General features: G+C 64.9%; 16 protein-coding genes and 1 tRNA gene. 10 read left to right on the top strand and 7 right to left on the bottom strand.

The features are described 5' to 3' along the window. The first annotated feature begins 41 nt into the window (after positions 1–41). Positions 42–464: an FxsA family protein gene (locus DEH80_RS03950; protein WP_109719174.1), complete on the top strand. Its 423-nt coding sequence runs from the start codon at positions 42–44 to the stop codon at positions 462–464. On the opposite strand, the gene DEH80_RS03945 is transcribed toward DEH80_RS03950, so the two are convergent. Continuing rightward, entirely contained in the window at positions 461–1,933 is a 1,473-nt protein-coding gene (locus DEH80_RS03945) for a patatin-like phospholipase family protein (protein ID WP_109719173.1), read from the bottom strand. The two genes, DEH80_RS03950 and DEH80_RS03945, sit on opposite strands and share 4 nt — an antisense overlap. Positions 1,934–2,117: 184 nt before the next feature. On the opposite strand from DEH80_RS03945, the gene DEH80_RS03940 reads away from it, so the two are divergent. Genes DEH80_RS03940 through DEH80_RS03930 form a run of 3 tightly spaced genes read left to right on the top strand, consistent with a single transcriptional unit; the run spans position 2,118 to position 6,014 of the window. Next, positions 2,118–3,050, top strand: a complete 933-nt coding sequence (locus tag DEH80_RS03940) for an AAA family ATPase (protein WP_109719302.1) — start codon at positions 2,118–2,120, stop codon at positions 3,048–3,050. A gap of 22 nt (positions 3,051–3,072) precedes the next feature. After that, positions 3,073–4,059 (top strand): DUF58 domain-containing protein, encoded by a 987-nt coding sequence (locus tag DEH80_RS03935; RefSeq protein ID WP_109719172.1) that lies wholly within the window; start codon positions 3,073–3,075, stop codon positions 4,057–4,059. Beyond that, a complete protein-coding gene (locus DEH80_RS03930) occupies positions 4,056–6,014 on the top strand; it encodes a transglutaminase TgpA family protein (protein ID WP_133249107.1) in 1,959 nt (652 codons plus the stop codon). The genes DEH80_RS03935 and DEH80_RS03930 overlap by 4 nt, the downstream gene beginning before the upstream one ends. Here the strand turns inward: DEH80_RS03930 and DEH80_RS03925 are convergent. The 4 genes from DEH80_RS03925 to DEH80_RS03910 all read right to left on the bottom strand — a co-directional run bounded on the left by DEH80_RS03925 (position 5,945) and on the right by DEH80_RS03910 (position 10,917). Next, on the bottom strand, positions 5,945–7,831 hold the full coding sequence (locus DEH80_RS03925; RefSeq protein WP_109719170.1) for a M14 family zinc carboxypeptidase: 1,887 nt from the start codon (positions 7,829–7,831) through the stop codon (positions 5,945–5,947). The two genes, DEH80_RS03930 and DEH80_RS03925, sit on opposite strands and share 70 nt — an antisense overlap. Then, positions 7,816–8,883 carry a hypothetical protein gene (locus tag DEH80_RS03920; RefSeq protein WP_133249106.1) on the bottom strand — a complete coding sequence of 356 codons (1,068 nt, stop codon included), beginning with the start codon at positions 8,881–8,883 and terminating at the stop codon, positions 7,816–7,818. The genes DEH80_RS03925 and DEH80_RS03920 overlap by 16 nt, the downstream gene beginning before the upstream one ends. Then, positions 8,880–10,115, bottom strand: coding sequence for an MFS transporter (locus DEH80_RS03915; RefSeq protein WP_109719168.1), 1,236 nt, complete (start codon positions 10,113–10,115; stop codon positions 8,880–8,882). Before DEH80_RS03915 ends, DEH80_RS03920 begins: the two co-directional genes overlap by 4 nt. A 61-nt stretch (positions 10,116–10,176) precedes the next feature. Further along, positions 10,177–10,917: a sulfite exporter TauE/SafE family protein gene (locus DEH80_RS03910; protein ID WP_109719167.1), complete on the bottom strand. Its 741-nt coding sequence runs from the start codon at positions 10,915–10,917 to the stop codon at positions 10,177–10,179. Between the two features lie 144 nt (positions 10,918–11,061). Between DEH80_RS03910 and DEH80_RS03905 the strand changes: the two genes are divergently transcribed. The 3 genes from DEH80_RS03905 (at position 11,062) to dksA (ending at position 12,693) form a co-directional block, all read left to right on the top strand. Then, positions 11,062–11,877: an SDR family NAD(P)-dependent oxidoreductase gene (locus DEH80_RS03905; RefSeq protein WP_109719166.1), complete on the top strand. Its 816-nt coding sequence runs from the start codon at positions 11,062–11,064 to the stop codon at positions 11,875–11,877. A 60-nt stretch (positions 11,878–11,937) separates the two neighbouring features. Beyond that, positions 11,938–12,022: transfer RNA gene (locus DEH80_RS03900), tRNA-Leu, on the top strand. 293 nt (positions 12,023–12,315) lie between these two features. Further along, positions 12,316–12,693: an RNA polymerase-binding protein DksA gene (dksA, locus tag DEH80_RS03895; protein ID WP_330408655.1), complete on the top strand. Its 378-nt coding sequence runs from the start codon at positions 12,316–12,318 to the stop codon at positions 12,691–12,693. A gap of 71 nt (positions 12,694–12,764) precedes the next feature. Here the strand turns inward: dksA and DEH80_RS03890 are convergent, their stop codons facing one another. Then, the gene (locus DEH80_RS03890; RefSeq protein ID WP_109719164.1) at positions 12,765–13,346 is read right to left on the bottom strand and encodes a putative outer membrane beta-barrel protein; all 582 of its coding nucleotides are present in this window, start codon (positions 13,344–13,346) and stop codon (positions 12,765–12,767) included. Between the two features lie 143 nt (positions 13,347–13,489). On the opposite strand from DEH80_RS03890, the gene DEH80_RS03885 reads away from it, so the two are divergent. From DEH80_RS03885 to fdxA, 3 genes are read left to right on the top strand one after another with little or no spacing between them, the layout of a single operon-like run. Further along, positions 13,490–14,530 carry a L,D-transpeptidase gene (locus DEH80_RS03885; RefSeq protein WP_165831279.1) on the top strand — a complete coding sequence of 347 codons (1,041 nt, stop codon included), beginning with the start codon at positions 13,490–13,492 and terminating at the stop codon, positions 14,528–14,530. Between the two features lie 21 nt (positions 14,531–14,551). Beyond that, the gene (locus DEH80_RS03880; protein WP_109719162.1) at positions 14,552–15,106 is read left to right on the top strand and encodes an NUDIX hydrolase; all 555 of its coding nucleotides are present in this window, start codon (positions 14,552–14,554) and stop codon (positions 15,104–15,106) included. Between the two features lie 44 nt (positions 15,107–15,150). Then, the gene (gene fdxA, locus DEH80_RS03875) at positions 15,151–15,474 is read left to right on the top strand and encodes a ferredoxin FdxA (protein WP_109719161.1); all 324 of its coding nucleotides are present in this window, start codon (positions 15,151–15,153) and stop codon (positions 15,472–15,474) included. 79 nt (positions 15,475–15,553) lie between these two features. On the opposite strand, the gene DEH80_RS03870 is transcribed toward fdxA, so the two are convergent. Then, the gene (locus DEH80_RS03870; protein WP_133249105.1) at positions 15,554–16,369 is read right to left on the bottom strand and encodes a DsbC family protein; all 816 of its coding nucleotides are present in this window, start codon (positions 16,367–16,369) and stop codon (positions 15,554–15,556) included. Positions 16,370–16,425 lie beyond the last annotated feature (56 nt).

The following is a 16,425-nucleotide window of genomic DNA, read 5'->3' as shown; positions in this document are numbered from 1 at the left end:
CGGACTCTCTGCAAACCGCCCTCACTTCACAGGTCAATTCCATGGGTACCCGTCTGTTTGTTCTGCTCTTCGTTATCCCGCTGGCGGAGACCTGGCTGCTCATCAAGGTTGGCGGCGTGATCGGCGCGGTGCCCACGATCGCCCTGGTCGTGCTCACCGCTATCGTGGGCACGGCCGTGGCGCGGCGACAGGGGCTTAGCACCATTCGGCGAATCCAATTGGCGCAAGCCGAGGGTCGGTTGCCGGCGGCTGAAATGGTCGAGGGGGTGCTATTGCTGTTGGCCGGCGTGCTGCTGATGACGCCGGGTTTCTTCACCGACGCCATCGGCTTCTCCATGCTGTTTCCCAAGCTGCGCGGCCGCCTGGCCGAACGCACGGTCGGCTCGTTGGCCACGGCGCGGCCCGACCTGGATCAGCCCGTCATCATCGAGGGTGACTACGAGCGACAGCGCCCGCCGCGCTAGCCTGTCTTCAACTGCCGGCGCTGGACTCCGGCATCGCCTGCTTGGCGCGCGGCGCCCTGCACCTGACGCACGGCCGCATCCAGTGTCTGTGAGATGCGGGTCTGGTGAAGAATCATCGACAACTTCGGCCAGGTGGCCCGCTCCCCGGCCAGAATCATGTCCCGCGTCGCCTGCAGGCTGGGGTTGGTGATCATCTGCCGGAACTGTCGCAACCTGAAATTGGGACCGATGGTGATGTTGCCGCGGTATTCCTGCTCCAGCAGCCCGTGAACGGTGTCCAGGCGATTACGCAGCCCACCTGGCGGCAGTAGATCACGTCCCAGGCCCGCCAGCAGCTTGGACTGCTCTTTCAACGACTCCAATGCATAGGCGCGCAGAATGCCCGCGCGGCCCCCGCGTGAGCGCGAGCCCCGCATCGCCAGAAACGGCACCACATGTGGGTTGGTCTGGCTAACGATGAAGTGATTGACGTTGTGCAGCCGCCGCAGTCGCAGCCGCGGCAGGTCGCTTTTCATCGACCCATCGACCCACTTCACATTGGGCAGGAACGGCAACTTGGCACCGTGTTGATCGCGCTGATACAACAACACCGGCTCGAACACCAGCGGCACCGCACACGACGCCAGCACCGCCTCGCGCATGCACAGATGCGGGAAGGTAACGTGATTGACCAGCTTGGGTGACTGCGCTGTGTTGGCCGGTGAGACCGTGACATTGACCACCCGACCGGTGCGCCGATAGGACTCTTCAAAGGTCATGTCGGCGACGAAATGTTGAATCCCACGGCGAACCTGTGCCTGATCCATCAGCGCACGGCGCTTGATGATCGAGCTGGGGCTGAGGCCGCGCCAAAAGCCAAAGCGCGCCATATCGGCATCGAAAATCGCCTCGACCTCATCGTCGGTATGCGTGCCCAACGTGGCCGCGACGACCGACCCGGCACTAGATCCTGAAATCACCCTGGGCAACGCCTGGTGCTCCCAGAGGGTCTTGATGACACCGATGTGGAACAACCCCAGTGTCGCGCCGCCGGACAACATCAGCCCCGTGCGCCCAAAGGACAGTGCGGTTTCCTCAAGGAAATGCTGCCGCTGCTTGGCGTTGGCCGGGGTGGCCGTTGCGGCGAGCTCGGTCAGTGCGCAGCAAACTTCATCGATGTAGTCCGACACCAGACGCTTGGTGCCAATCAGGGACTGTGCATACAGGTAGGGGCTACCGATTCCACCCATGTTCCAGTGCAACCCCTGCCGCAACTCGTGCATCAGCCCGGCTGTATCACCGCGCTCACGCAATCGGCGCAGCTGGCGCTTGCGCGCCCGGATCATGCGAAAGTCATAAAGTGCCGATTCGTCTTCGGCCTTCCAATCCTCTCGGCCGGTCAGCGCATCGAGTTGTTGGGCGGCATCGGCCCAGGTGCCATAGTCCGGCGCATGACGCATGGCGCGGCGGCATTCACGTGCGTTGGCCATTCAGACCCGCCTTGTGGTTCGATTCGTTCATCACGAGCTTAACGTTAATCTCATCGCAGGGTGTAAACGTTTCGCGAAGTGCTGGCGGAGACCAGACCACAGACGCCACCACCCCTGCAGAGCCTGTCGCACGTCGGTTAGTCTTGGCTGGACTTCATGCTGAGCCCGCACCGTGGACGACCTGATGACCCCGAGCACGATCGCTGGTGTTGAATTGCTAACCACCGTCCAGGCCCGAGCGGCCGAAATTATCGTCGGCAAACAACCACAGTTGCGGCTGGCCATCGCCTGCCTGATCGGCGGGGGGCATCTGCTGATTGACGATGTCCCGGGCATGGGCAAAACCACGCTGGCTCATACCTTGGCGCGGCTGCTGGGGCTGCGTTTCAGCCGCGTGCAGTTCACCAGCGACATGCTGCCGGCCGATATTCTGGGCGTCTCGGTGTTCGAGGGCTCAGAGGCCGGCTTTGTGTTCCACCCCGGCCCGGTCTTTTCGGAGGTTGTGTTGGCTGACGAGGTCAACCGTGCCAGCCCCAAGACACAAAGCGCATTGCTTGAGGCCATGGAAGAGCGCCAGGTGACCATCGACGGAACCACCCGGGCCCTGCCCCAACCCTTTTTCGTCATCGCCACACAAAACCCAGGGGAGCAGATCGGGACATTCCCGCTGCCCGAGTCCCAGCTGGACCGGTTCATGATGCGCCTGGAGCTGGGATACCCCTCGGCCGAGGCCGAACTGGAACTGCTGGCCGGACGCAGCCGCCGCGCCTTGCTGGAGGAGATGTTGCCCGTGGCCGGCCCCGAGCAGCTGGTCGCCGTCCAGGCAGCCGTCGAGACCGTGGAAACCCGAGAGCCGGTGCTGCGTTACATTCTGGCGCTCATCCGGGCCACACGGGCATCCGCGGAGGTCCGCGACGGTTTGTCCCCGCGAGCGGGGCTGGCGCTTAAGCGTGCGGCCCAGGCCTGGGCCTACATGGATGAACGGCCATACGTGCAGCCGGAGGACGTGCAGGCGGTGTTCTCCGCGGTGGTTGCGCATCGACTACGCAGCGCGGATCGGCGCCCGCTCTCGGCCGAAGCCGTGCAGGGCATCGTCGAACACGTCGCCATTCCCTAGCGCTATCGCGAGGCGCCTGCACATGGCCTGGAATCCGGTGCGCGGTATCAACCGGCGTATCGAGCAATGGGTGACGACCCGGGTCCAGCGCCTGCCTGGTCCGGTCGCGATTCGACGGCAGCGGATCTACATCCTGCCCACGCGTCAGGGCGTGGTGTTTGGCGTGATGACCTTTGCGCTGCTGCTGGGGTCGATGAACTACTCCAACAGCCTCGGCTTTGCCCTGACCTTTCTGCTCGCGGGGCTGGGACTGGTCTGCATGCACCACACCCATGGCAATCTCGTGAATCTGCGCATCTCTGCCCGTGGATCAACACCGGTGTTCGCTGGCGAGACCCTGCGCTTTGTCGTGGCCATCCACAACCCCAGCCGTCGCCCCCGTCATGTGATCGGCACGGGGCTGCGTCAGGGTGAGTGGAGCGATCACTGGGTCGATGTCCCTGCGGGGGCGGATGTCGCCACCGGCCTGGATGTCCCGGCACCACGGCGCGGACGCATTCCCGCTCCCCGGTTTGCCGTCTCGACCCGATTTCCGCTCGGCCTGTTCTATGCCTGGACCTGGCTTGAACTGGATCAAAGCGGCATCGCCTACCCCAAGCCCCTGGGAGCGAGCCTGCCGGCTACGCTGGAGGGCGATGAGGGGGCCGATCACAGCAGTCAGCAGACCGGAAACGACGACTTTGCCGGCGTGCGCGACTATCACCGTGGCGATGCGCTCAGCGCCATTCACTGGAAGGTGACCGCGCGCACCGGAGAACTCGTGGTCAAGCAGTTTGCCCAGGCGCGTCGGGACGAAATCGTGCTCCACTTCGACCGGTTAACCGCCCCCGATCCCGAGCAGCGCCTTTCGCAGCTGGCCCGCTGGGTGCTCGATGCGACCGAACGCGGCCTGAGCTGGTCCTTGGTGCTGCCAGATCAACGCGTCCCGGCCGGCTCGGGACCGGACCATTGCGCCCGCTGCCTGACGGCCTTGGCGCTTTTTCAAAGCTCCAGCGCGGTCGCCTCGTGAGCCAGCAGCCCCCGGTTTCGGTGCGCAGCCTGCCCCGGCTACTGGCCGTGCTGGCCGTGGTCATCCTCCCGCATGTCCGCAATCTGCCGATCTGGATACCGGCATTCGCGCTGGCCATGATGCTCTGGCGCCTCGGCGTTGCGCGCCGGGGCTGGCGCATGCCCGGCACGCTGGTACGTGCCGGCCTGGCTGCCCTGGCCTTCGCCTCGGTCCTCGCGTCGTTCGGCTCGATTAATGGCCAGACACCAGGCGCGGCGTTGCTGGTGCTGATGGTCGCCCTCAAGCTCACCGAAACCCGGAGCCTGCGGGACTACACCGTGTTGACCTTCCTGGGCTATTTCCTGCTCGGCACGCATTTCCTGTTCGATCAGAGCATTCCAATGATCGGGTTTCTACTGGTCTGCGGCGTGCTGCTCACCGCCGTGCTGGTCGATATCAACCATCCCGACGGCGGACTGCCGCCGCGCACCAGCCTGAGAACCGGCGGTCTGCTGGTGGCCCAGGCGCTGCCGCTGATGCTGATCTTCTTCGTGCTGTTTCCCCGAATCCCGGGGCCGCTGTGGGGCTTGCCGGCCGACTCCGGCTCCAATGCGGTGACGGGGCTGAGCGAACGCATGTCGCCGGGGGACATCTCACAGCTGAGTCAATCCGATGAGGTGGCGTTTCGGGTGCGCTTCGAAGACCGCATTCCACCCCGCCCGGACCGTTACTGGCGTGGCCCGGTGCTGTGGTCCTTCGACGGCCGCGCCTGGGAGCCGGGTTATTCGCCCAATCGCCAGCAAGCGGGCACGGTCGCCAACGCCGAACGGCTGCTGCGCTACGACGTCACGCTGGAGGCGCATCGGCATCACTGGCTTTTGGCGCTAGATGTTCCGATGTCCCTGCCCGCCGACGCCCGGCTGACCTCGTCCCGGCAACTGATCTCACGCAAACCTGTTCGCGAACGCAGGCTCTATACGGTTGAGTCGGCCCTGGACTACAGGCTGGACCCCACGCTTGGGGACTGGGCGCGACGCATTGCCCTCAGCCTGCCCGGTACCGGCAACCCCCGCACACGCGCCCTGGCGCAGCGCTGGCGCGATGATGGCCTGGACGACGCGGAGCTGGTGAACCGCGCCCTGCGCATGTTCCGCGAACAGCCGTTTGTGTACACCATGCAGCCGCCTGCACTGGGCGAGAACAGCGTCGACGAATTTCTGTTCTCCACCCGTCGCGGCTTTTGCGAGCACTACGCCAGCGCATTCGCCGTGCTGATGCGCGCTGCGGGTGTGCCCGCGCGCATCGTCACCGGCTACCAGGGTGGCGAGATGAGTGCGAATGACCAGTACATGATTGTGCGCCAGTCAGATGCCCACGCCTGGACCGAGGTCTGGCTGCCGGGACAGGGCTGGCAGCGGGTCGACCCCACGGCGGCCGTGGCGCCCGACCGTGTGGAGGTGGGTCTGGGTGCGGCATTGCCCGAGGGTGAGCCCGTACCGTTTCTGGCCCGAGGAACCGCCTCATTACTCTCCGTGCTGCGCCTGCAGTGGGACGCGATCAATACGCAGTGGAACTACTGGGTACTGGCCTATGGCCCGGAGTTGCAGCAATCCGTGCTGTCTCGCATCGGGCTACCGGATTGGCGCAGCATGATTCTGGCACTGACCGGGCTGGTGTCCCTGCTGCTAACCGCGCTGGGGTTGTGGTTGCTGTGGCAATCACGCAGCGCCGCCCCGGTCGATCCGGCACGCCAGATCTGGAACCGCGCGACGAGGCGGCTGCAGCGGCTCGGGATCGGTCCTGCGCCGGCCGAAGGCCCCAGTGACTACGCCGACCGTGTGCGCGAACAGGCCCCCGACCTGGCCCCAGCAGTGGACGCCCTGGTCCAGGCCTACGTGGCGACGCGCTACGCGGGTCGCGCCGAGCTGACCCGGCTGCAGGCAGCTGAACGCGCGCTGCCCCGCCGCCGACGCTGACGCCAGGCCACGAGTAACCACCCACCCAGCCCCAGCAGCGGCGATACGGCGCCCGAACCCCCACCACCGCTGGAGCTAGATGGAACCGGCGCATCCGGACCGCCGGCGCCGACCAGACGGAAGGCCGCAGAGGCGCCGCCGACATCCCCGCTGCGACCATCGGCATCTTCATACCGCGTCCATCCGCCGTCCGCCCAGTCCGCGACGGTCGCCGGCAAGGCGTCCAGCCGCTGGCCGGACAAATCCTGCGCGTCGACGACGACGTCCAAGCGCCTCGCCGCAGCCAGACCCGAACCGGGTTCCACATCCAGCGTGATGAACAGCGTGTCGGCGCGATAGCGGGCCGAATCGCTCACCCCGCTCCAGCGCATGTCTGCAGCGGCCACGGACCACTCAAACGGCTGGTCGTCGGCGTCTCGGCCCACAAGCGTCACGGCAGGCAACAGCGGGACCGACTGGCCGCGATACTGCAGGACCTGCTGACCGTCGTGCTGACGCATGGGGCGGTCAAACTGCAGTGCCAGGGTCAACTCGCCGGTCGGCAGCTGCGTGGCGGGCTGATCATCCAATTGCCGCGCCTGCTGACCATCGGGCTGCCACGCGCCCTCGGCCAGCATCATCCCGTCAGCAGCCTCAAGGCGGAAGGCATGGACAACGGGCGGACCGGCCTGTCGATAGGCGCCGAGCAATAGGGCCGAGGCCAACTCGTCGCGGACCCGCGTCACCTGGTCTTCCGGCAGGATAAAACCGTCGTGGGTCACGCCGTTATGGCCGTACTCGCTGGCGCCGGCTGCGCCGGGTTCGATTTCCAGCGTGTACGAAGGGATTTGGTAGCGATAGGCAAAGTACTCGTCCAGGGCACCAATGCCCCCACCCGCCGGACTGGGGTCGTAACCGTAGCCGCTGGTGGCGGCCCCCATGATGTTGGCGACCTGCCGTGCAATGGCGTCGCGCCGGGCATGTCCGGTGTCGGCTGCGAAAAAGACCCGGGAGAACGAATGAATGTCGACGAACAGTCGCAGCCGATCTTCCCAGTCGGCCACCGCCGCCTGTAGAGCCAGAACCTCCGGCTCAGACGCCGGGCCGGCGCCGTGGTACACCAGCGACGCCGTGTCGCGACTGGAGCGGCTGCTGGTGGCCCAGAACGGACTGTTATTCCGGTTCAGGTCCACGCCCAACATCCCGTCGGCCTCGGTGGTCAAGTCGTTATCGACCCCGCGCATGTTCTTCCGTCGCATCCGACCATCGCGCGGCCAGTTCGAGGGATCCCCGCTGTAGCGGGTGCGCAGCACCTGGGCGGGTGTGCGTTGGGTGTGCAAAAAGCCGTCGATATTGAGGACGGGGAGCAGAACGATGGTGGTTTGATCAATCAGAAACTCGATGAACGCGCCGTCCTGTGCGCCGGCAGCCAGTGTCTCCAGCAACGCCGTGGCCACCTCGGGGCTGGCCCATTCACGCGCATGGGTGCCGCCGTTGAAGACAATGGCGGGCTCCCGGCCGCTGCCATCGGCCAATCGCAGGTCGGCGTCGCCGATGACGTAGGCCCAGATCGGCCGTCCCTCTAGCGTGGTACCGACACGCCGCTCTTCGATGACGCCAAGACCGGCAAGATCCCGGTGCCGCGCCAGCAGGCTGGCGTAGCTGCGAAATCCAGCCACCGGCAAGGCACTGTCGACCGGCGTGGGCACCGGATAGCCCAGTTCGATTTCGTTGGTCCCGGCACCCGACTCCACGTAGGTCTGTACCGTGGCGGTTGCTGACGTGTGGACCAGCAGCGCCCAGCACGCGATGGCGACGAACACTAGTCCCCGAGCCATGCCAACACCTCCTCGGCCAGTTCAGCGTGCTGCTGCCGCCGCGATTGCACCCAGTCTCGAAGCACCGCGGACTCGTCTTGTTCTGCCAGCGCGATCAAGACCCGCCGCAATTGCATACGCGGCAAACCGGGCTCTTCGAGTTGCTCCAGCAGCCAGCGTCGGCCATCGGGACGCCGCGCCAGGGCCCGCAGCGCGTCCAGTCCATATCGCGTGTCGGACACCTCGTTCTGTAGGGCGGCTCGGCTGCGGGCCCCGGTGTCGGCGGCCAGTGCCTGCAGCCAGGCGGCGCGCAGGCCGTCATGGGCAAGCGCGGCCTCTGCCAGCTGGTCGAACAGGGCTGCCTGGCCGGTGGAGAGCACGAACCGACAACCCGCCACGCGACGCGAGGCGCTGGCCCGCTCGTCAGCACGCATCTCGGCAGCCAGCCAGTCGGACAGGCGATCCACATCGGGGACGACACGTAACAAGGCCAGTGCCCAATCGGCTGGCAGCGGCCGTGGAAGTCGATCGCGCAGGGCGCGCAGTTGCTCCGTCGTCAACTGCGCCAATAGCTGTGGCGTGAGTTCGAAGTCAGGCAGGACTGCGCCTTGATCGAGTCCCTGCTGAATCCGGGCGGCCGCCTCACGGGCCTGCCACACACGCAGGGTGGCGCGCGCGGCCGCACCCGCCGGGAAGGCCGGCACCGGTATGCCGCGCCCGGCGTCTGGCAAGGCCACCCGTGTGAGGACGGGCCACTGCGCGACCTGCGCCAACCACTGTCGCCCCATCGCTGTGATCGGCGCCTGCCGCAGTGCAAGAGCGAGTTGCTCGGCCGCCAGCTCGTGCGACGCGTCGCGCGGCGCCGCTGTGGGTTCAACTGCCGGAATCGCAGCCAGGACGGTCTCCCAGTCGCCGGCCGCCACGTTGACCTGCCAAGTCAACAGCGGCGACGCCGCACGTAGCGCGTTGAGCCGCTCCACCGTCATCGTGGCCGCCTGCGCGGCCGGCGCCGCCAGGCAAAGCCCGACGGCCAGCGCAGCCGGCCAGGACATCCTCATGCTTCGCGTATTCATCGCCTGCCCTCCTCCGCCGGCCGAACCCTTAGCAGGCACACCATACCCAAGATAAACAGCACGGCGATGGACAGAATCGACAAGCGCGAGCTACCCGTCACCACCGCGGAGACGCCGACCAGCACGGGGCCCAACACGGCCGCGAATTTGCCCATCATGTTGTAGAAGCCGAAGAACTCGCCGGCGCGCTCTGCGGGAATCAACACCGAGAAGTACGACCGGGACAAGGCCTGCACACTGCCCTGCACCAGACCGATCACCGCCGCCATGACGAAGAACTGGGCCTGCGTCTGCAGGAAAAACCCCCAGACTGTGACCGCGATGTAAATGGCGATGCTGACGAACAAAGCCGGCCGGGTGCCGACCCGCCCCGCCAGGCGCGCCATGAGCAACGTGGCGGGAAATCCGACGAACTGGGTGATCACCAGCGCCTGGATCAGCGCGTTGGTATCGAATCCAAGCTTGGCGCCGTAGTCGACCGCCATCCGCGCGATGGTGTGGACACCGTCGATGTACAGCCAGTAAGCGATCAGAAAGGTCACCACATCGGGGTACTGACGCAGTCTGCGCAGGGTCTTCGCCAGCTGGCGCAAGGCCCCCAATGCCGCTTGCGTCATCGGCACCGACACCGGGGGCCGCGACTCACGAACGTGCCGGAACAGCGGCAGCGAGAACAACACCCACCACAGCGCGACCGACCCGAAGGCCACACGCACGGCCGCTGTGGCATCCGGCAACCCGAACCAGGCGGGCTTGAGCGTCATCACCACGTGGACCACCAGCAGCAGCCCGCCCCCCAGGTAGCCGAGGGCATACCCCAGCGCCGACACGCGATGGCGTTGCGCCGGCTCGCAGACGTCAACGATCAGCGCGTCATAAAAGGAGATGCCGAGTGCGAATCCAACCTGAGCGATGACAAAGGCGGTCATGGCCCAGCCCCAGGCGCCTGGCCCGATCCAGCAAAGCGCGGCAGTCCCCGCCACACCCAGGGCGGTCATCACCGCCAGCAGGCGTTTCTTGAGGCCGCCCCGGTCCGCCACAGCACCGAGCATGGGTGACAGCAGTGCGACCAACAAGCTGGCAACTGAACTGCCGATACCCAGCCAGAATGTGCTGTCCTGGCCCGACAAGTCACTGCCCCAGTACCGGGCAAAAAAGACCGGGAAGAACGCCACGAGCACCGATGTGGCGAACGCCGAGTTCGCCCAGTCATAGGCGGCCCAGGCCCACATGGGCTTGCTCGACTTTACCGCCACAGTGCCAGCCCGGTCAGGCCGTATGCCCTAGGCAAACTCATCCGAACGCCAGTGCCAGTCCTGCCGCCAGCAGCACCAGCTGCACGGCCACGGCAAATCCACGTTCCGACGCGTGATGATGCAGCCAATCGCCCAACCAGATGCCCGGCGGGACCAGCAGAACCAGCCATGCGGCCCGCAGGCCCATGTCGACTGTCCAGAACCCGCCGCTGAGATAGGCGATGCTCAACACAAGGTTCAGCGTGAACCAGATGGTCATCAGTGTTGCGCGAAAACGCGCCCGCGGAATCTCCATCCGGGCCAGCGCGTGAACCAGTAGCGGTCCGCCGGAGGCATACAGGCCCTGGACCAACCCGGCCAGCAAGACCCACAACCGCGCCGGCCGGGACTGCGGCACCGCCCCAGACGCCGCCTGGACCCAGCCCGACAATCGCAGCAATTCACGCAAGGCCAAGAGCACGACCAACACGCCGAAGCTGGTTCGCAGCCAGTTGCCCGACAGCACAAAGGCCGCCGCCACCCCGACCGCAAACCCCACAGCCATCACAGGGAGAATCTGCCTGAGTAACAGCGCCCAATCGATGGCGTCACGGTTCCGCCAGGCCACCCAGGCTGACATCGGCAGGTTGAGCGCCACGACCACGGGCAGCCAGATTTTGATCGGCAACAACAAGGCGCCCAGCGTGACTGCAACGACATTGAAGCCGAAGCCCGTCATGGTCTGAATGACCAGACCGGCCAGCACGATCATCGCCAGCGCCAGATCCAGCGGAATCATCGAGATATTCTCTTCACGTCGCTCGTTCGCTCTTGGGTGCGTCTGCCCCGGATCGTAGCACCGGTGGACGCCCCGACCGTCTCGGGCAATGACCAGCCATCCCGACTACACTGGCGCGTCTCGCCCGATGACGGAAACCCGGCTATGACCCGCTTTGACTACCGCGAAAAGACTGCTCTGATCACAGGTGCTTCATCCGGGATTGGGGAAGCCTTTGCCCATCAACTCGCCGCCCGCGGCATGCACCTCATCCTCGTGGCTCGATCCCAGGACAAGCTGCTGTCGCTTGCGGACGCGCTTGGCCGCGAGCACGGCTGCCGCACCAAGGTGCTGGTCGCTGACCTGAGTGATCCGGATCAGGCCAGCGGATTGGCCGATCGCGTCAAGAGTGCCGGTCTGCAGGCCGATCTCATCATTAACAACGCCGGTTTCGGCACGCACGGTCGCTTTACGCGCCAGTCCGCCGCGCAGGAGCGCCGTGAGGTCCTGCTCAATGCGCTGGCGCCGCTGGAGATTGCCCATGCCTTCGTACCCGGCATGGTGGAACGCGGCGGGGGCGCCATCATCAACGTCGCCTCCAGCGCCGGCTTTCAGGCCACCCCATACATGAGCACCTATGGGGCGACCAAAGCGTTTCTGCTGCACCTGTCCGAGGGGCTCTGGGCGGAACTGGAACCGGACAACATCCAGGTCATGGCGGTGTGCCCTGGCCCGGTGGCCACGAATTTCTTTGAGGCCTCCGGCAGTCCGACACTCAAAAAGGCCTTAAGCACCACGCCCATGATCAGCGCAGAGCGCTGCGTGCGTGAAAGTCTGGAGGCCTTCGACAAGGGGCGCCCGGTGGTCGTGCCCGGTTTGAGTATCAAGCTCATGACCCAAAGCGGGCGTTTCATGCCGCGTGCACTGCTCACAAAAATCAGTGCGCGCATGCTCGGCCCCAAGAAGCGCAAGACCGGATGACCGATTCGGCACAGACCATCCCCGATCGCCACGCCTTGTTGTAGACTACGCGTCCCCACTGGGCCAGTGGCGGAACTGGTAGACGCGCAGCACTCAAAATGCTGTTCCTTCGGGAGTGTGAGTTCGATTCTCACCTGGCCCACCATCGCCTGACTCCAGGCGCCCCTAACGGATCATCCTCCAACGACAGGTCACGGCCACGCTGGTCGGCGATGGGCGCTGCGCTTAGCAGACCGTCATGGACCTGTCACGCGTTTTGATATACCGTCTCGCGCCCGTCACCGAGTCGGGTTGATCACAGCAGCCAGGGCTCGGACGGTTTTTCCGAATTAACAGTGGGTTAGAAAATCCATGGCCAACGCGAAGAAAAAGACAGCGCAGGCGGCAGATGCGCAAGCCAGTCAGGGCGGACTGCTCACCGAAGAGCAGATTCGGGCAATGTCCGAAGACGAGTACATGAACGACGCGCAGTTGGCGTTCTTTCGTCAGCGGCTGCTGGAACAGCGCGCTGAGGTGCTGGAACGCGAGCGCGAAATTCGTGAACGCCTCAACCATCGCGAATCCGCTGCCGACCCTGTCGACCGCGCAGCGACCGAAGAAGAGCGCTGGCTGGATCTGCGGCTGCGCGACCGGGAAAGCAAGCTGCTGCGCAAGATCGACTCTGCGCTGGAAAGCATCCGGCACAAGGAGTACGGCTATTGTGAGCAGACCGGCGAGCCCATCGGCATCCCGCGGCTGCTCGCCCGCCCCACGGCCACGCTTTGCATCGATGCCAAGGACACGACCGAGCAGATTCAGGCGCAGTATCGCGACTAGGCGCATCAACCATATGCGCTAGACACAAAAAAGCGGGCACCAGGCCCGCTTTTTTGTGTCCGTCGCCGGCCTTATTCCTCGTTGCCGAACAAGACCTTCAATCCGAAGTTGAAGCCGTCCACGCGCTCGTCGTCGCCACGGTAGTACACCATGAACCCACCGCTGAGCGAGACCAGCTTGGAACCGTCCTCGTTGAAGACACGCAACGGATAGAAGTTCAGATTGGCGCCGTACGCGCGATCGCCTTCGCTTTCCGCGCCGTCGAACTCGACTTCGCCGTAACCGATGGGCACTTCAATTTGCATGTAGTCGGTCAGGTAGGCACTGGGCACAAGAAAAACACCCAGATAACTCTCTAGCGCGACCTGCGGCGGATCCTGGGACAGGTCGGTGTCATCACCTTCCAAACCGTACTGGATCTCCAGCGCCAGATTCTCGTTTACCGCGATACCACCGCGCAGGCGAATCATGGATGACTCGGCCTCGACGCGCTGCTGCTGCGGCGTGGCGGGATCCCCATCATTCCCCAGGTTGACGAAGGTCACCACGTCCAGCTCAGCCTGATCCGCACCCAGATAAAAATGCAAATCATCGATGGCTGCGGCGGTCCCTGTTGCCAGCATCCCGGCCGTCAACACCAAAAACTTCTTCATCGGTCTCCCCCAATGTGCATGAAACACCGGTCACGGCATCGCGATCTGCTGTAATTTATGCCGCGATGCACCTGCCTGTCCTGAGACGCGATCATCGCCCATATCGGGCTGTCTTTCTACCCCGTCAGCGGGCTGAAACTCCCGTGCGTGCAGCGGATGAGGTCCGTGGCCAGCCCGCCCTGGGCATTCCAACTGCGTCTGCTTGCCCAGCCAGGGCTTCAGCCCGCACCGAACGACTCGCCTGCGTTGCGCTGGCAACGACCGGGCGCTCCCGCCTCTCCGCATGGATTTGGGCCGCTGTCGCCATCGGGCTGCAGAGCTTGTTTGCCAGCTCTGCACAGGCAGCGGCGCAAACCCTGCAACCCAACCTGATCCGCAGTATTGAGCTGAGCACGCCGGCACCCGCAGGCATCGACCGCGGCCTGGGACGATTCCTGGGCATGCCCCTGACACCGCAGGTGCGTCGCGCGACGCGTCAACATCTGCTGGCCGTTCTGGCCGAGCCGCAGGCTGAATGGGACGTGGACACCTCCGAGGGCCTGGATCAACACGGCCGCTGGCATATCCGGTTGACTCCGCCCCCTCGGCCGGCCGCGCCCACGCTGCAACGCCAGGCCCGGCCCGCCGCCTACACGACCGCCTTCCAGCGCTGGGTCGACTCCGGTAGCCAGGCGCTCATTGATCGCTCCGCCCGGCAGCTCTGGCTGATGACACCCGATGGCCCCCGGTCGTTTCCGGTGGCGGTCGGGCGACCGGGCCATGCCACACCGCTGGGTCGGCGCACGGTACAGGCGGTGTCGGCCAATCCAACCTGGTATCCAACCCCTGCCATGCACCGCGATGCGGCCCGGCAGGGCCGCCGACTGCCTCGTCGTGTACCGCCCGGCCCCGGCAATCCGCTGGGCAGCCACTTCATTGCCCTGGGTGATGCGATTGGCATTCATGGCACGAACGCCCCTGCGTCGATCGGCCGCGCGGTCAGCCGAGGTTGTGTTCGCATGCATCCCGACGACATTCTCATCGTCGCCGCCAGCCTGCGGCCTGGCGATGCCGTCTGGATTGTGGCATCCATCAACGACAGCATGGCCCCGCTCGCAAACCGAGCGGCCCGGCAAGACAGATCTGCGCAATCAACATCATCTCGCCACTTTTTACCCACCCTGCCCGCAGAGGCAGGCGCTTGATCGGAGCGTGCCCAGCACACCATGAACTACTGCAGCCACTGCGCCGAACCCGTCGGCTTCCGCATCCCCGAGGGCGATAGCCTGCCCAGACATGTCTGCGATGCCTGCGGGACCATCCACTACGTCAATCCCAAGATTATTGTCGGCTGTCTGGCCGAGTGGCAGGGACGCATCCTGCTCTGCAAGCGCGCCATCGAGCCGCGGCACGGCCTGTGGACCTTGCCCGCGGGCTTCATGGAACGGGAAGAAACAGCGGCCGAAGGGGCCGCGCGAGAAACCCTGGAAGAGGCCGAGGCCGAAGTCACTGACCTAAGCCTCTATGCGGTGCTGGATGTGCCCCAGATCAGCCAGCTCTACCTGATCTACCGTGGTCAATTGGTGGCGGGCGCACACGGCGCAGGACCGGAGAGTCTGGAGACTCGCCTGGTCCATCCGGATGAGATTCCCTGGGATGAACTCGCGTTCCCGACCATGCAGGTGACGCTGCAACACTATGTCGACACCGGCGGCGCAGCGCTGGGGGAAACGGGCCCGCTGACAAGAACAATTCGTCGACCTGCCCGCAAACCGCGCTGATCCGTTACCATACCGCCCCGATTTGTGATCCGGAGAAGCCCCGAATGACCTTCGTCGTCACCGAAAACTGCATCAAGTGCAAGTACACCGATTGTGTGGAGGTGTGCCCGGTGGATTGTTTTCACGAAGGCCCGAACTTCCTCGTGATCGATCCAGAGGAGTGCATCGACTGCACGCTCTGCGAGCCCGAGTGTCCGGCCGAAGCCATCTATGCCGAAGATGATCTGCCAGAGGATCAGGCGCACTTCCTGGAACTCAACGCCGATCTGTCCAAGAGCTGGCCGGTGATTACCGAGCAGAAAGATCCGCCGGCCGATGCCACCGACTGGGATGGCAAGCCCGGCAAGTTGGAACTGCTGGAGCGCTAGCGCGCAGCCTCGGTCCAGTCTCAACGAAAAAGCCCGGTCAAAACCGGGCTTTTTCTTGTTTGCGCTTGGTGGTGGGTGCCTAGAGCCCCTTCGCCAGAATGCGCTGCTCCAGCGGCTCCGCCGGCATGTAGCCGCTAATCGATGTGCCATCCGCCAGCAGAATGAGGGGCGTGCCCCGCAGGCCCACCTGCTGCCCGGCGACGTAGTGAGTCATGATCGGGTTGTCACACTGCTTGGGCGTAATGCTTTGATTGGCCTTGGCCCGGGTCAGGGCCGTCTGGCGGTCGTCCGCGCACCAGACCGACTCGGCTGTCTTGAACGAGGCTGTACCCGGGCCGCTGCGTGGGTAGAACAGGTAGCGCACCTCGATACCCCGGCTCAGATAGTCGTCCAGCTCGCGGTGCAGCTTGCGGCAGTAGCCGCAGTCCACGTCCGTGAACACGTAGATCACGTGCTTGGTCTCACCTTCCGGCGCGAACGTGACCATTTGCGCCTCGCCGATCTGGTCGATGACTTGCTTGCGACTCTCATTGCGTCGGTTCTCGGTGAGCGACTCACCCGACTGCAAATCCACAAGATCACCCTGAACCAGATAACGACCGTCACCGGTGAGGTAGCCGTAGGCCGTCCCCTGGCTGACTTCCCAGAGACCTGCCTCGGTCTGGCGCATGTTCTCGATGTCCAGCCCCGGATAAATCTGGGTCAGCAACTCAACGTCCGGGGCGCCTTCGGGTGCCATCTGCTCGGCCGACGGTTCGGTCTTGGTCTCGGCTGGTGCCTCCTCACGGTCGGCAGTGGCCTTGGCGGTGTATTGATTCTGGCCGGCCTGCCCGCAGCCAGATGCTAGCGCCAGCAACAGAAAGGTGACGACCCCGGCGGGAAATACTGATTTCATGATGATATTGGTGTCTTGGTTGCAGAGATGGGACCGTCCGAAGACCGCCCGGTTCA

It is taken from the genome of Abyssibacter profundi, from assembly GCF_003151135.1.
Taxonomy (GTDB): domain Bacteria; phylum Pseudomonadota; class Gammaproteobacteria; order Nevskiales; family OUC007; genus Abyssibacter; species Abyssibacter profundi.
Note: the sequence above shows the minus strand (reverse complement) of the source record. Positions and strands in the feature narration are given on the sequence as shown.

Bases quoted from the DNA above. Each gene is read 5' to 3' on its own strand.
- DEH80_RS03890 (WP_109719164.1), bottom strand. From the start codon at position 13,346: ATGAAGAAGTTTTTGGTGTTGACGGCCGGGATGCTGGCAACAGGGACC.
- dksA (WP_330408655.1), top strand. From the start codon at position 12,316: ATGTCCGAAGACGAGTACATGAACGACGCGCAGTTGGCGTTCTTTCGT.
- DEH80_RS03910 (WP_109719167.1), bottom strand. From the start codon at position 10,917: ATGATTCCGCTGGATCTGGCGCTGGCGATGATCGTGCTGGCCGGTCTG.
- DEH80_RS03905 (WP_109719166.1), top strand. From the start codon at position 11,062: ATGACCCGCTTTGACTACCGCGAAAAGACTGCTCTGATCACAGGTGCT.
- DEH80_RS03935 (WP_109719172.1), top strand. From the start codon at position 3,073: ATGGCCTGGAATCCGGTGCGCGGTATCAACCGGCGTATCGAGCAATGG.
- DEH80_RS03880 (WP_109719162.1), top strand. From the start codon at position 14,552: ATGAACTACTGCAGCCACTGCGCCGAACCCGTCGGCTTCCGCATCCCC.
- DEH80_RS03870 (WP_133249105.1), bottom strand. From the start codon at position 16,369: ATGAAATCAGTATTTCCCGCCGGGGTCGTCACCTTTCTGTTGCTGGCG.
- DEH80_RS03920 (WP_133249106.1), bottom strand. From the start codon at position 8,883: ATGAATACGCGAAGCATGAGGATGTCCTGGCCGGCTGCGCTGGCCGTC.
- DEH80_RS03945 (WP_109719173.1), bottom strand. From the start codon at position 1,933: ATGGCCAACGCACGTGAATGCCGCCGCGCCATGCGTCATGCGCCGGAC.
- DEH80_RS03915 (WP_109719168.1), bottom strand. From the start codon at position 10,115: ATGTGGGCCTGGGCCGCCTATGACTGGGCGAACTCGGCGTTCGCCACA.
- fdxA (WP_109719161.1), top strand. From the start codon at position 15,151: ATGACCTTCGTCGTCACCGAAAACTGCATCAAGTGCAAGTACACCGAT.
- DEH80_RS03925 (WP_109719170.1), bottom strand. From the start codon at position 7,831: ATGGCTCGGGGACTAGTGTTCGTCGCCATCGCGTGCTGGGCGCTGCTG.
- DEH80_RS03950 (WP_109719174.1), top strand. From the start codon at position 42: ATGGGTACCCGTCTGTTTGTTCTGCTCTTCGTTATCCCGCTGGCGGAG.
- DEH80_RS03940 (WP_109719302.1), top strand. From the start codon at position 2,118: ATGACCCCGAGCACGATCGCTGGTGTTGAATTGCTAACCACCGTCCAG.